Genomic DNA, 14631 nt, shown 5'->3' with positions numbered 1-14631 from the left:
TAGGGTTTTCTCCTACTATCGGCCTAGCGCTAAGCCACCGGCTGGGTAGCCAGCCAGGCTTTCAGCACCGCCAGGTTTTGTACAAAACCCGGCCACTCGGTCTGGATGGTGGGCAGGTCGGCCGCCTTGCCGGCTTTTTCCAGCAGCTCGGCCGCATCGCCCAGCATCATGGCACCCACCATGCGGCTGGCACCCTTGATGCGGTGGGCGCTCCAGGCCACGCGCTCTACGTTTGCCTCGTCCACAGCGGCTTGCAGTGCGGCGACATCTTCGTCGTTGGCCAGCAGGAACTCGTCCAGGATGGCGCGTTCCATCATCCAGTCGCCCGAGCTGTACACCTCCAGCACGCTGCGGTCTATCGGCATGGCCATGGCAAAGCTCACGTTATCGGTCTGGCCTTCTTCCTGCGGCAACTTGCGCTGTTCGCTTTCCTTGATGGCATCGTCATTCGCCTGCGTGATCCATTTTTCCAGCATGGCTTTGAGCGTGCCCAGGCTCAAGGGCTTGGTCATGAAGTCGTCCATGCCGGCGGCGCTGGTTTTTTCCAGCTCTTCATGCGAGGCGTTGGCGGTGCACGCAATAATGGGGATATGGCGCGAGTCGAACACAATCCCTTCGTAGTAGCGTATGGTGCGCGCCAGCTCGTAGCCATCCATTTCCGGCATGTGGCAGTCGGTGAGAATCAGCGAGTACTCGCCTTTTTGCCACTTGCTTACCGCCTCTACGCCGTTTTCCGCCGAGTCCACCGGGTAACCCAGCAGCTCGAATTGTTTCAGCGTGAGTTTGCGGTTGGTGGGGTTGTCTTCCACAAACAGTACCGGCAACAGGTTGGCCGCTACTTCGGCTTTGCTTTCCAGTACGGCTTCGGCGCTGATCTCTACCGGCGCGGTGCGGATATCCCCCACTTCGCCCAGCGGCATGACCATTTCCAGCGATGCTGTGGTGCCGACCCCTTCCTGGCTTTCCATGGCCACTTCGCCGCCCATCAGCATGGCCAGGCGGCGGCAGATGGTCAGCCCCAGCCCGGTACCGCCAAAGCGGCGGGCGGTAGAGCTTTCAGCCTGGGTAAAGGGCTCGAACAGGCGGCTGAGGTTCTCGCGGGAAATGCCGATACCAGTGTCTTGCACCTCGAAGCGCAGCTTTTGCTGGCCCGGGCTGCTTTCCAGACAACGGACACGCAGCGTCACCGTGCCTTCTGCTGTAAATTTCAGCGCATTGCTGCAGAAATTCTGCAATATCTGGCGCAGGCGCAGTGGGTCTACCTGTACCGCCGGGGCCAGCTGCGGGTCGATTTCCAGATGGAACTGCAGGTTTTTGCGCGCCGCCATTTCTTCGTACAGCTGATGCACCTTGTGCATGATGTCGGGAATGGACGCGGTTTCCGGCGTGATGTCCAGCTTGCCGGCCTCGATCTTGGAAAAATCCAGGATGTCATCGATCAGGCGCAGCAAGGTGCGGGCAGACTCCTGGATGGTTTCTACCGATTCGCGCTGCTCTGCCTCCAGCCGGGTCAGCGCCAGCAGCTCCAGCATGCCCAGCACGCCGTTCATCGGCGTACGGATCTCATGGCTCATGGCGGCCAGGAAACCGCTCTTGGCCCGGTTGGCCTGCTCGGCCAGGTCTCGCGCCAGCAACAAGTCACCTTCCTGCATTTTCAGGCTGGTGATATCGGCGTGAATGCACACCGAGCCACCGCCCGGTGTGGCGTGGTCGCTAACCTGGAACCAGCGGTCGCCTACCTGCAGCTGGAACGAGGCACTGCCACTGGCGTGGCGGCGCAGGCGCTCGGCCACCCAGCTGGCGTTATCCATGCCGGCTTCCGGGTGCTCGCCCTCTTCCAGCGCAGCTTTCACGATGGATTCGAATGTACGGCCATGCAGCAACTCTGGCGTATAGCCCAGCGCGACCAGCTCAGCAAAACGCCGGTTGCACAACACCAGCTTGTCGTGCACATCAAAGAAAGCAAACGCCTCCTCCAGTGTCTCGATGGCCACCACCAGCTGGCTGCGCGCTTCGGCTGCTTCGTCACGCGCATGCAGCAAACCTTCTTCGGCAGCCCGGCGGTCGGATACGTCCATGCACGCCAGAATCATGTCGTGCTCGGCCATGCCCGGGAAAAGCAGCTGGCCGGTAAACATCACCCATACCGGCTGCCCGCCTACCCGCACGCATTCAATTTCGGTACTCAGCTGGCAGTCGTGCTGGCGGGCATGTTCCAGCTGGCGGTACAGTGCGTGCCATTCCTGCTCGGTGGCCAGCATTTCTTGCAGGCTCAAGCCCTGCAAACCATCTTGCCCGGCACCAAACAGGGTTTCGGCGGTACGGTTGGCGCGCACGATAGCGTAATCGCGATTCAGGCGCAGCAGGCCAACCGGCGACGCGCTATAAATGGCTTCTTCCTGCTGCAGTACTTCACGCAGGTGGCGCTCGGAATTGCGCCGGCGGTCTTCTTCGGCATAGAAACTCACAATACTGCCGCACGTGCCCAGCATAGGCTGCAGCGCCTGGTATTGCTCATCGCTCAGGCGGCAATCCTGCAGGCCGGCCACCATCACCGTACGGGCGTCAACTTCTACCGGCAGGTAGAGCCAGCCCTCTTCCCGTACGATTTTCTGCTGTGCCCCCAGCTGCAAGGCCTGCACATAGGGCTTGCGGCGGAAGTCCTCTACCCAGTCGGGCAAGGGGTTGGCGCCCAGGCTGGCTTGCACATGGAAGGACGAGGTTTTGTCACGCCCGGCTTCCAGCGCCAGAATCAGGCCGGCATCCAGCCCGAAGTAATCCAGCAGGATGCGCAGTATCTCGTGGTACACCGCATGACGCGGGCTGCGGGCAAACAGCAGGCCCTCTACCCGGTGAATGCCGGATAACAACTGCAGGCTCTTGGCCAGCGATTTTTCCGCTACGCGCCGCTCTTGCTCGTTACGCACAATCAACAGGTAGCGGTCCCGCCCGCGTGCTTTGTCTTTCAGGGCACTGATGGACACCCCGGCGTAGAAAATACTGCCATCAGCGCACATGCCGCGCCCGGGTAGCGAGCGGTCCAGTCCATCGCTGCTTTCCATCCAGTCGCTGTCTTGCGAGTCTATGATCAGCAGCTCGCCAATGGGCAGATTGCACAGGTTTTCCTTACTGCGGCCAAACATGCGCTCGGCGCCGTGGTTGGCCACAATCACCTTGCGTTCGTCGTCTACGGTAAGAATGGCATCGGCAGCCGCATCCAGCAGGTGCTGCAGGCGCTGCAGCGGGTACAGGATATGCGTACGCATGCGGCGCAGCAGGTAGATATAGAGGCACATCACCAGCGCGGTAAACAGGATGTTCAAAGCCAGGCCGGTAATGTATTCGTCCAGATAGCTGTTGACTTTGTCGCGGGTGTGGCGGGTCAGTGCCAGGAAGAAATCGTCCAGTTGCTGGCTAAGTGCGGTCCAGGTCTGGTTATGGCTACGCTTGTCCGGCAAGGACTGGCTCTGGCCGTCAAGCTGCTGCAGTTGCAGGTCGGTTTGCCGGTTCAGGGTAAGAATAGCGCTATTGAGTTGGCGCAGGCGGTCTTGCAGGTCTGGCTGGCCCAGAAAACGGATGCTGTCACGCAGCCGGTCCACAATCAGCAGCGCACGCTCGCGGTTGCGCGTGAGCTGGTATTCGTCAGTGGAGTTCAGCCGGCGCTTGAACTCGGCACGCAGGTTTTGTGCATGTGCTTCTTCGCTCAGTACCTGGCTCAGGCTCCAGATATCGAACTTCACCTCGGCCATGCGGTTTAGTCTGGGGTCGGCCTCATCACCCAGGTCGTAGGTATCCTGGCGCAGGGCTTTATCAATAGAAGCAAATACCGATGCCATGGACAGCCGCCAGCCAAAGCTGGCGTTCTCGTCCATCTGGTAGGGGTGGCGCAGCAGGATTTTGTCGATATCCACGCGGCGGCCAAGCAGGTGCTTATGTTTGGCGACAATCTCGGCGTGCAGGTCTGCACTGCTATCATTCTGCCGGGGCATGGCCAGCGCGCGGCGCAGCGCCGCGTCTGCCTGCTCGCGTAGCGGCAACAACGCAGCCCGGCTGGCGCGGCTGGGCTGTCTGGCGGCGGACAGCAGCGCCAGCGTATGATCGTTTTCCCTGCTGAACGCCTGGGCAGCCAGGAACAACTGCTGGCTGGCCTGGTTCAGCTCTTCGTGCTCCACCGCCCGCACATAGCCCATATAGCCCGAGCGGATCAGCAGCGCCGACGCCACCAGCTGGATAGCACCCAGCAGCAAAACGATAAAGACTGCCGCACGCCCGATATCAGAGGTTTGCCCGGCATTACGCGATGCTTCTTTCATACCACCTCCGCGTACGGCGTACAACTCAGGCTTCGACAGGATCGTCCTTGCGCAACACCACTTTCTGTACACCAAAGCGGTCAGGGTAATTCACCAGTACGCGCAGCTGGGTAATGGTCAACTCGCTGCCACGCTGCAGCAGCAGCTGGCCAGTCTTGTTGTACAAGTCCTCGCCCAGAATGCGGCCGGCTTTCACTTCTTTCAAAGCCAGTGTCTCTACCGGGTGGCCATCTTCGTCCATTTTGCGGGCAGCCGCCTGCAGCTGTTCGCCAAAGACAAACTTGTCATGGGCAGAGCCGGTGGGAATGGTGTAGTAGGCAAACGGGTCTGGCTCCGGGCGCGCGCGCGCCATGGCTGCGCTGATGTTTTTTTCCAGCTCGGCCGGTTTGGGTGGCTTGATGACAAAACCGTCGGCGTGCAACTGGGCAGCCAGGACGATATTTTGCTTCTCGGCGTGGCCCGACAGGAAAACAAACGGCATATTGGGCGGGTTCATGGTGCGGCCACAGCGGATTTCTTTGAGCAAATCCATGCCGTTCATCGGCTCCATCTGCAGGTCGCACAAGACGATATCAACCGGCTTGCCATCCAGCGCGCGCTTGGCCGTGGCACCATCCACTGCCTGGTAGATATTGTCGGGCTGGACACCCATGGCTTTGAGTGACTGGGTCAGCAACGAGCGCACCAGCATCTGGTCGTCCACCACCAGTATTTTCAGCCTGGAAAAGTCCATAGTCATATCGCCCCCTTGCTTTTATCCCACCGACACTTCACATGATGGTATCTGCTACAAAATGGCGCAAGGATACATAAGGGAAATATGTAGATTAAGGCAAAAAACGCTGTGCTAGCGCGCGAATGGCCGCCGCATTGGAAGGGGAAAACACCCGCTCGGCTGCCTGCTCCCAGGGCAGCCACTGCCAGGCCAGGTGCTCGCCTGGTGCCAGGGTTGGCCGCAGGGCGCCAGCCAGCTGCAGACTGAACACATGCTCGGTGTTGTGGGTCACGCCAGGCGCGTAACGATGGCGCCAATGCGGGAAAATCTCATAGACATTCTGCTGCTGCCAGTCGTGCCACTGGCCGTCAGCGGCGGCGAAACCGGTTTCTTCTTCCACCTCGCGGCGGGCGGTGTCGGCAATCGCTTCGTCGCCCTCGCGGCTACCGGTAACCGACTGCCAGTAGCCTGGCTTGTCGGCACGCTCTATCAACAAAACCTGCAGATCGGCGGTGTGAATCACTACCAGCACGGAAACCGGCTGCTTGCTTGGCTTCATGTCTTGCTGCCTGCCTCGTCCAGTACGGTAATCACCCCGGCCAGCTCTACCGCCGACTTCACACCCATCTTGTCGAACACGCGGGCGCGGTGCACTTCTACCGTTTTCATGCTGATGCTCAGTACCTCGGCAATCTGCTTGTTAAGCAGGCCGGCCAGAATATGCTGCATCACCTCGCGCTCGCGCTCGGTCAGCGTGGCCAGCGCTTCGGCTACCCGTACCCGGCGCTGGTAGCGCTCGCGCTCCTGCGCATCGCGTGCCAGGCATTCGTCCACCAGGGCCAGCAGGCGGGCGTCGTCAAACGGCTTTTCCAGAAAATCCGCCACACCCAGCTTGAATGCCGCCACCGCGTGCGGCACGTCACCGTGGGCGGTCAGCATGATGACGGGCGGGCAGTACGGCCATTGCGCCATTTTTTCCAGCAACATGATGCCGCTCAGGCCAGACATGCGCAGGTCCACAATCAGGCAGTTGAAGTTGGCCGCAGCACTGCCCTGCGCCAAAAAGCGCTCGGCACTCTCAAAGCCGCTCACCGCCAGACTGGGCGTTTCCAGTAGCCATAACAGCGACTGCCTTACCGCCAGATCGTCGTCGATTACCGCCAGAGTCTGTTTGCTCATCCCGCCTCCCTATGCTTCGTTACCGGCCGGATTCAGTACGCGTACCTCGCGCTGCGGGTACGGTATCTGGATGCCATGCTCGCAGAACAGCTGCCAGATACGCAGATTGATCTCGGAGCGTAGCGACAGCATGCCGTTTTCCGGGTCGCTTACCCACAGTCCTACTTCCAGATTGATGCCCGAGTCGGCAAACGCCACCACAAAGGCAGACGGCGCCGGGTCGGTTTTCACGCGCGGGTGCGTGGCCGCCTGGCACAGCAGCGCCAGCGCCTGCGGCAGGTCGGTACCGTACGCCACCTGGATAGGCAGGCTGATCCACAGCGATTTGTCGGTATACGACTGGTTGATCACCGTATTGGCAATCAGCGTGTCGTTCGGCACCAGCGCCTCCGAGCCGTCGGCGCTTTTCAGTACCACAAAACGGCTGGTGATCTTGCTGACATAGCCCACGCGGTTGTCCACCATCAGGCGGTCGCCAATGCGGATGGAGCGGTCCAGCAGGATGATGAAGCCGGACACATAGTTACTGGCAATTTTCTGTAGGCCAAAACCCAGGCCCACACCCAGTGCACCGCCAAATACCGACAGCACGGTAAGGTCGATGCCCACGATGGGCAGCGCCACCAGCACACCGGTCACCATCAGCAGCGTGCGCGCCAGCTTGGTAAACACGATGCGCAGGCTCAGGTCGACGTCGGACAGCTTCATCACGCGCTTTTCGATGAGCTTGCTGACCCACAGCGCGCCCACCATGATCACCGACACCCACACCAGGGCGGACAGGATCATCAGCAGGTCGATTTCGTTCTTGCCTACGCGGAAGCTGATCGACTCCAGCCAGTCCAGCACCACGGTATCCACCCCTACCGCCCAGCTGGCAAAGCCGGTCCACAACAGCATGGCCATAAAGTGTTCGGTGCTACGCTCCAGCTTGCCATCCGGCAGGGCATGGCGCACTACGGCCGTGAGAATACGGATGACGGACATCCAGAACAGCAGCGTAGCCGATACCACCAACAGCTCGGAGCGCACCCCTACCGCCAGCTGCCACAGCACGGCTGCCAGCTGTGTCCACAGCTGTGCCGACAGCGGCAGCACCAGGCGGTACATCAGGTACTTGCCGAAGCCCCAGTCCGCGGGGTTGGCCGCAAAGTAACGGGCGTGGATACGACGCGACAGCCAGAACGCCAGCACGATACCCACGGCAGCCACCAGCAGCTCCATCCAGCCGGTGGGGCCTTGTATGGCAGCGACCAGCCGGTCGAATGTGAGGGTAGAGTCGTGTTGCAGCATCACAGGTCCTTATCTTGATCAAACGTTAGTCAGGGCTGCGGCAATGGCTGCAAGCCATCCGCCCCCAATGTCAGCACGCGATCGGCACGCGCCGCCAGCTCGCGATCGTGCGTCACCATCACCATGCTGGTGCCCAGCTCGCTATTGAGCTGGCGCAGCAGGTCGAACACCGCTGCCGCGTTGCCACGGTCCAGGTTACCTGTGGGCTCGTCGGCCAGCAGGCAATCCGGGCGGGTTACCAGTGCCCGGGCTATGGCCACGCGCTGGCGCTCGCCGCCAGACAGCTCGCCCGGCTTGTGGCCGGCACGTGCGGCCAAGCCGACCTGGGCCAGCAGCGCCTGTGCCTGCGCCGCCGCCTGCTCGCGCGGCTGGCGCGCAATCAGCAAGGGCATCATCACGTTTTCCAGCGCGGTAAACTCGGGCAGCAAATGGTGGAACTGGTAGACAAAGCCCAGGTGGCGATTACGAAAACGCCCCAGCGCCGCTTCGTCCATGCCGGCCAGCGGCTGCCCCAGCACACTGACGCTGCCGCTACTGGGCGCATCCAGCCCGCCTAGCAGGTGCAGCAGCGTGCTCTTGCCCGAACCTGACGCGCCCACAATGGCGACAAACTCGCCACGCTCGACCGTCAGATCGATGCCGCTCAGCACGTCTACCGCCAGATTGCCTTCACTGTAGCGCTTGGCCAGACCCTGGCAGCTCAGGATATTACTCATAACGCAGGGCCTCCGCCGGGCGCACACGGGCGGCGCGCCAACTTGGGTAAATCGTTGCCAGCAGCGCCAGCGCCAGCGAGATCAGGCCGATGGTAGACACATCGCCCAGCTGGATGTCGGTGGGCAGGTAATCGATCATGTATACATCGCTGGACAGCAGCTTGGCGCCAATCAGGCTTTCCACCGCAGACAGCACCGCGCCCAGGTTGTAGGCCAGCAGCAAGCCGCCGGCCACGCCGGCGACCGTGCCCAGCACCCCGGCAATGGAGCCCTGGATCATGAAGATCTTCATGATGCTGGCCGGGCTGGCGCCCAATGTGCGCAGGATGGCGATGTCGGCCTGCTTGTCGGTAACCACCATCACCAGCGTGGACACCAGGTTGAACGCGGCCACGGCCACGATCAGCGTCAGGATGATGAACATCATGCGTTTTTCGATCTGCACCGCGCGGAAGTAATTGGCGTTCATGTCGGTCCAGTCGGTGGCTACCAGGTTGGCCGCCAGCTGCGGTTGTAACGCAGCTTTGACCTGCGGCGCCAGCATGGTGTCATCCAGTTTCAGGCGGATACCGGACACGTCCTGCCCCAGGCGGAACAGCACCTGCGCGTCGCGCAGCGAGATCATGGCCAGCGAGGAGTCGTACTCGAACATGCCAGCCTTGAACACGCCGGCCACGGTGAACTGCTTCAGGCGCGGCATCATGCCAGCCGGGGTTACATTGCCTTGCGGCGTGATCAGTGTCACCTTGTCGCCCACTTCCACACCCAGCTGGCGCGCCAGCTCTACACCCAGCACGATGCGATAGCTGCCGGGCTCCAGGTCAGTGAGCTTGCCGCGCAGCATTTCCTTGCCCAGCGCCACCACTGTCTGCTCGGCAGCCGGGTCGATGCCGCGCACCAGCGCACCGCGCACATTGCCACGGCTGGATAACAAGCCCTGTGCATTCACGTACGGGGCGGCGGCCACCACGTGCGGCTGCTGGCGCAGCTGGGCCTGCAGCGGCTGCCAGCTAGCGATCTGGCCGTCGTAGCTGCCGATTTCCAGATGCGACACCACCGACAGCATGCGGCCACGGATTTCCTGCTGGAAACCGTTCATCACCGACAACACCACAATCAGCGCGGCCACGCCCAGGGCAATGCCCAACACCGACATCAACGAGATAAAAGAGATAAAGCCGTTACGCCGGCGGGCGCGCAGATAACGCAGGCCGATAAAGACCTCGTAAGGGAAAGACATGGGCGGGTTCAGGCTCGGTAAGGGTTGTCCAGCTGCTGCATCATGGCCACCAGAAAAGCACGCACCTGATGCTCGTCGCAGCCCATCAGGATGGCATCTTCAAACGCGTCCTGTGCCACCTGGGCCAGCTCTTCCATATTCTCGGTCATCACTTTTACTTTTTCGGTGCACGACACCACGCTGCCGTCGGGGGCATGCCAGATTGGCAGATCCGGTTTCATTGTTGGCCTTTCGGTATGGCCGCCAGCACGGGGCTGGCCAGCCGGGCAATAAGCGCCCTGTAAATGGCGAGGCCCGGCAGAAGCGGGGCCTCGGGTACAGATTGTGTCACGCCAGACTGCGGGCGGCGCCTAGTCTTTTTTCTTCTTCACTGGCGCCTTTTTCTTGGCGCCATCAGATGACTTGCTGCTTTTTTTGCTGCTTTTCTTGCTGACGGCCTGCTCGGCACCGGCTTTCTTCTTGCTACGTGCGCTGCTGCCCTGCTCGGCTTTTTTGCCTTTCTTGCCCTTGGCTACCGGCGCATCATCCCGTGCGTTCTTTTTCTTCTTGCCCTTCACGCTACGCTGTTCGGTATCCGCCGCCTCGACCTTGCGGTAGCTGCGCTTGCCGGTGCTGGCAGCGGCCACATTGCTGGCTGGTTTTTCCACCTCGGCCGCCGCTACCGGCATGCCGGCACGCGCCACACGACGGGCACCGTTATAGCGGGTAGCCCAGTAGCTTTGAGTCATATTGACTACTTCGATGCTCTTGCCGGTACGCGGTGAGTGAATGAACTTGTTATTGCCCAGATACATGCCCACGTGGGAATAGCGAAAGCCGCGCGTATTGAAAAAGACCAGATCACCGGCCTTGAGTTCATCGCGGTCGATCTCGCGGCCAACCTGGGCCATGCTGGCCGAGGTACGCGGCAGGTTCACACGCAGGGACTTTTTGAATACGTACTGGATAAAACCGGAGCAATCCAGGCCGCTTTCCGGGTTACTGCCGCCAAAGCGGTAGGCGACGCCGATCAGGCTCATGGCCTGCAGCAACAGATCGCCGGCAGCCTCTTCGCCTGGCGAGGCAAAGCGGGCGATCGGGTCGGCCTCGCCATCCGCCGCGGTGTCTGGCGCAGCATGGGCTACGGCCATGAAACCGGCCAGAAACAGGGCCAGAATAGATTGGTAAAATTTCATAGGTTCAAGACTGTATGCCACCGGCACCGCCCCTCGCGGGCAGCCTGGCAGCGCATCTGTTAGCTGGTTTTGAACAAAATAGTGCTGAACGATACCATCGTTCCCCCCGGCCACCAAGCGGCAATGTATTGCTATCACCCAATAACGGCGGCCATACCGGCGCGGCCGGCGGCTATTGTCGATGCGGGTGAAATATTGCGATACTGGCCACGCCACCATCATGGGCGCGCACTCCCGCAACGGCCACCCGGCCCTACCCCGACGATAGCCATGCTCAGAGAAACCCTCATCGCCATGCGCGACCTGCCCCGTCTGAAACAGATCAGCGGCATATTGTTCCGCCACGGGCTGGGCGAATTCGCACAGCGGCTACGGCTGCCACGTGCGGTAGAAAAGGCGGGCGAATGGCTGAACATCACGCTGCCAGACCCGGCCAATGCCATACCGGCCCCCATCCGTGTGCGCCGTGCCTTCGAGGAGCTGGGGCCGACCTTCATCAAGCTGGGCCAGATCCTGTCCACCCGCGTGGACGTGTTCGGCCCGGAGTGGATTACCGAATTCGAGAAACTGCAAAGCACGGTGCCACCGATAGGCGATGGCTTTCTGGATGCTTTGCTGGAACAGGCGCTAGGCTGCAAACCGGACGAGGTATTTGCCGAGTTCGAACGCAAACCCATCGGCTCGGCTTCGATCGCCCAGGTACACCGCGCGCTACTGAAAGATGGCACCGAGGTGGCCGTCAAGCTGCGCCGCCCCGGCATTGTAGACAAGGTAGAGGCCGACCTGCGCATCCTGGAACACATTGCGCACCTGATCGAGCTGGAGTTTCCCGACGCGCGCCGCTTCCAGCCATCCGAAATCGTGGCGCAGTTTTCGCGCTCGCTACGGCGCGAGCTGGACCTGGCGGTGGAAGCACGCAATATGGAACGCTTCGGCAAAGACTTTGCCGGCGACCCGCATATCCGCGTGCCCGCGGTGTACTGGGACTACACCCGCCCGGCGGTGAACGTACAGGACTATATCGCCGGCTGGTCAGCCACACCGGTAGACGCATTGCCTGGCGCCGGCCTGTCCCCGCCGCTGCTGGCCAAGCGCGGTGCCGATGCGGTACTGAAGATGATCCTGATCAACGGCTTCTTCCACGCCGACCCGCACCCCGGCAACGTAATTTTCCTGGCCGACAACCGCATCGCCTTCATCGACTTTGGCATGGTGGGCCGGCTATCGCACAAGCGCCGTGACGAAATCGTGGACATGTTGGCCGCACTGGCCGAGCGCAACGAACGCGGCATGATGAACGTGTTGCTGGAGTGGACCGGCAGCACGCCGGTAGACGAAGAACAGTTTGCCGAGGATATCGGCGAGATCCTGTTCCAGTACGACCATGTGCCGCTGAAAAACCTCAACATCACCCAGCTGATCAACGACATCATGGCGCTGATCCGTGACCACGGCATTTTGCTGCCGCCGGACATGGCCATGCTGTTCAAGGCGCTGATCACCCTGGAAGGCCTGGGCCGCCAGCTGGACCCGGATTTCCAGCTGGTGGAACACCTGGCGCCATTTGTCAAACAGCTGATCCTGGCGCGCTACGACCCGCGTAACCTGTTCAAGCGCGGCAAGACCACGGTAACCGAGGGCCTGGGCATGCTGGCCAACCTGCCGGGCGACATCATCCGCCTTGGCAAGGACATTCGCCACGGCCGCTTCCGCATCAACCTCGACCTGAAGCGGCTGGAGCAGTTTGGCCACCAGCTGGACAAGAGCGTGAACCGGCTGACCATGGGCATTGTCACCGGCTGCCTGATTATCGGCTCGTCCATCGTGATGACAGTGAAGGGCGGCCCCACACTGTTCGGCCTGCCGCTGTTTGGCTTTCTGGGCTTCATGGCTGCTTTTTTCAACAGCCTGTGGTTGATCTGGTCGATCTGGCGCGCCGGCAAGCACCTGTAACCCCTGCGGCCAACCTTGCCACAACCCACTGATCCATATTGATTTTGCGTCTCCGCAAAGCGCAGCCACTACCCCTTGGGTAGCGGCTGTTTTTATTAACACCTGCTATCAAAAAAGGCTAAGCCCTGCCGCCATGCTGCCGATATAAGCGCATCGAATCGCCTCTCTTGCCCCCTGCGGCGCAGACAGGCCAGCAGGAGAACCGCCATGAGAATCGATAGCCTGTCGCTAGACCTGAGCAGCCAGCACTACCTGGAACAAACCCACAGCACCCAGCAGCGCATTACCTTCTGGCAGGAAGGCGCGCGGCAAAACGCCCCGCAAGACCAGGTGGACATCAGCGAAAGCGGCCGCCGCGCCGCTGCGCAGCAAGCCAGCCCGGCAACCGCCATTGGCCAAAGCCTGGCCCAGAGCAATGCCAGCCAGGGCGCAAGCGACGTGCAGGCAAGCGATAGCCCGCTGGAAGCCGACCTCAGCCCCACACTGTCGCTGCTGCGCAATATCCTGGAGTCTACTTTCGGTATCCGTATCGACCTGTCCGACGTGTACCCGCTGGACAAGCAACACCTGCAAGCGGCCGCGCAAGATCAGGCCATGCAGGGCGAGCAGCAACAAGAGCGTGGCACGCCACGCCGCGAACAAGGCAACGAGGACTGGGGCCTGCGCATCGAGCGCGAAACGCGTTATAGCGAGCAGGAATCGCTGCAGTTTTCCGCCAGCGGCAACATCACCACCCGCGACGGCCGCAGCCTGAACTTCCAGCTGGACGTCAGCCTGCAACGCAGCTTCTCGGTAAGCAGCACAGAAACGCTGAACTTCGGCGCGGCCGCGCGCGACCCGCTGATGATCAGCCTGGGCCACGACGCCGGTACGCTGTCCGGCGCCACCGTACAGTTCGACATCGATAACGACGGCAAGAAAAACACGCTGCCGGTGCCAAAAAACGGCGGCTGGCTGGCGCTGGACCGTAACGGCAACGGCAAGATCGACCAGCAAAACGAGCTGTTCGGCCCGCAAAGCGGCGACGGCTTTGGCGAGCTGGCCGCACTGGACAGCGACGGCAACGGCGCCATCGACGAGGGCGACCCGCTCTTTGCCCGCCTGCAACTGTGGCAGGGCCAGCAAGACGGCAAGGATCAGCTGACCAGCCTGATGGACGTGGGCATCGGCGCGCTGTTGCTGCCGCACGTGGACGCCACCTTCCGCCATACCGATGCGGCCAACCAGACCGTGGCGCAGATGCGCAAAGCCGGCGTCTACCTGACCGAGGGCGGCCAGGCCGGGCTGATTTCGCAGGTAGACCTTACCGCCTGAGCCACATGCTTTACCAAGCACAAGGGCGGCCTGCATGCGCAGGCCGCCCTTGTGCTTATTCCCGTCCCGGCTCAGTCGCCCTCGCTTGACGAGGGTGCGTAACCAGCCAGGAACACATCCACAGCAGCGACTACCGCCTCGCTGATGGCCTCGTCGGTCGGCATCTCGCGCGCGCCCACGATAAACCACTCCATGAACTCGGCCTCCAGCAAGGCCAGCAAATGCACTGCAGCGGTCCACGGCTTGGCCTGGCGCAGCCGGCCGGCCTGCATCTGCCCTTCCAGAAACGCGGCCAACTTGCCCCAGCCGATGGCGGGGCCATTATCGAAGAATAGCTGCCCCACGCCAGAGCGCCGCCCCTCGCCCAGCACGATACCGCGCAAGGCGGCGATTTCCGGGCTTAGCAGGTTGCGCAGCATCTGCTCGCCAAAGCGCAACAAGGCCGCGCGCAAGTCGCCATCTGCCGTCAGCCGCGCGTGGGCCTGGCTCATGCGCTCTTCCGCCAGCGTTTTCATCACCATCAGGAACAGCTCTTCCTTGGACGGAAAGTAGCTGTACAGCGTGGCCTTGGAGCCGCCGGCGCGGCTGGCAATCTCCGCCATCGACGCCGCCTCGTAGCCCTTCTCCATGAATACCCCGGCCGCGGCATCCACGATGCTCTGGCGTTTTGCTTCGGTCTTGACGCGCATGCTCACCCCAATACTGAACCAGTCAGTTCAATTTTATGTTGACA

The 14631-nt window shown here is 61.6% G+C and carries 12 protein-coding genes; 2 read left to right on the top strand and 10 right to left on the bottom strand.

Annotated elements, in window-relative coordinates; translation table 11 throughout:
• Positions 1-29: 29 nt before the first annotated feature.
• The 9 genes from LCH97_RS01655 to LCH97_RS01615 all read right to left on the bottom strand — a co-directional run bounded on the left by LCH97_RS01655 (position 30) and on the right by LCH97_RS01615 (position 10631).
• Positions 30-4313 carry an ATP-binding protein gene (locus LCH97_RS01655; RefSeq protein ID WP_227303069.1) on the bottom strand — a complete coding sequence of 1428 codons (4284 nt, stop codon included), beginning with the start codon at positions 4311-4313 and terminating at the stop codon, positions 30-32.
• Positions 4314-4338: 25 nt separating this feature from the next.
• Positions 4339-5052: a response regulator gene (locus LCH97_RS01650; protein WP_227303068.1), complete on the bottom strand. Its 714-nt coding sequence runs from the start codon at positions 5050-5052 to the stop codon at positions 4339-4341.
• Between the two features lie 88 nt (positions 5053-5140).
• A complete protein-coding gene (gene nudB, locus LCH97_RS01645) occupies positions 5141-5587 on the bottom strand; it encodes a dihydroneopterin triphosphate diphosphatase (RefSeq protein WP_227303067.1) in 447 nt (148 codons plus the stop codon).
• Positions 5584-6207 carry a response regulator transcription factor gene (locus LCH97_RS01640; protein ID WP_227303066.1) on the bottom strand — a complete coding sequence of 208 codons (624 nt, stop codon included), beginning with the start codon at positions 6205-6207 and terminating at the stop codon, positions 5584-5586. Before LCH97_RS01640 ends, nudB begins: the two co-directional genes overlap by 4 nt.
• Before the next feature lie 9 nt (positions 6208-6216).
• Positions 6217-7500 carry a mechanosensitive ion channel family protein gene (locus LCH97_RS01635; protein ID WP_227303065.1) on the bottom strand — a complete coding sequence of 428 codons (1284 nt, stop codon included), beginning with the start codon at positions 7498-7500 and terminating at the stop codon, positions 6217-6219.
• 29 nt (positions 7501-7529) lie between these two features.
• Positions 7530-8216 (bottom strand): lipoprotein-releasing ABC transporter ATP-binding protein LolD, encoded by a 687-nt coding sequence (gene lolD, locus LCH97_RS01630; RefSeq protein WP_227303064.1) that lies wholly within the window; start codon positions 8214-8216, stop codon positions 7530-7532.
• The gene (locus LCH97_RS01625) at positions 8209-9456 is read right to left on the bottom strand and encodes a lipoprotein-releasing ABC transporter permease subunit (protein ID WP_227303063.1); all 1248 of its coding nucleotides are present in this window, start codon (positions 9454-9456) and stop codon (positions 8209-8211) included. The genes lolD and LCH97_RS01625 overlap by 8 nt, the downstream gene beginning before the upstream one ends.
• Before the next feature lie 8 nt (positions 9457-9464).
• The gene (locus LCH97_RS01620) at positions 9465-9677 is read right to left on the bottom strand and encodes a hypothetical protein (RefSeq protein ID WP_017507977.1); all 213 of its coding nucleotides are present in this window, start codon (positions 9675-9677) and stop codon (positions 9465-9467) included.
• A gap of 129 nt (positions 9678-9806) precedes the next feature.
• Positions 9807-10631, bottom strand: coding sequence for a C40 family peptidase (locus LCH97_RS01615; RefSeq protein ID WP_227303062.1), 825 nt, complete (start codon positions 10629-10631; stop codon positions 9807-9809).
• A 270-nt stretch (positions 10632-10901) separates the two neighbouring features.
• Between LCH97_RS01615 and LCH97_RS01610 the strand changes: the two genes are divergently transcribed.
• Positions 10902-12584 (top strand): AarF/ABC1/UbiB kinase family protein, encoded by a 1683-nt coding sequence (locus tag LCH97_RS01610; protein WP_227303061.1) that lies wholly within the window; start codon positions 10902-10904, stop codon positions 12582-12584.
• 207 nt (positions 12585-12791) lie between these two features.
• Complete coding sequence (locus LCH97_RS01605) at positions 12792-13898, top strand: hypothetical protein (RefSeq protein WP_227303060.1); 1107 nt, start codon at positions 12792-12794, stop codon at positions 13896-13898.
• A 71-nt stretch (positions 13899-13969) separates the two neighbouring features.
• Here the strand turns inward: LCH97_RS01605 and LCH97_RS01600 are convergent, their stop codons facing one another.
• On the bottom strand, positions 13970-14587 hold the full coding sequence (locus tag LCH97_RS01600; protein WP_227303059.1) for a TetR/AcrR family transcriptional regulator: 618 nt from the start codon (positions 14585-14587) through the stop codon (positions 13970-13972).
• Positions 14588-14631: the final 44 nt, after the last annotated feature.

This window comes from Vogesella sp. XCS3 (assembly GCF_020616155.1).
Lineage (GTDB): Bacteria > Pseudomonadota > Gammaproteobacteria > Burkholderiales > Chromobacteriaceae > Vogesella.
This window is presented reverse-complemented; position numbering and strand designations above follow the sequence as displayed.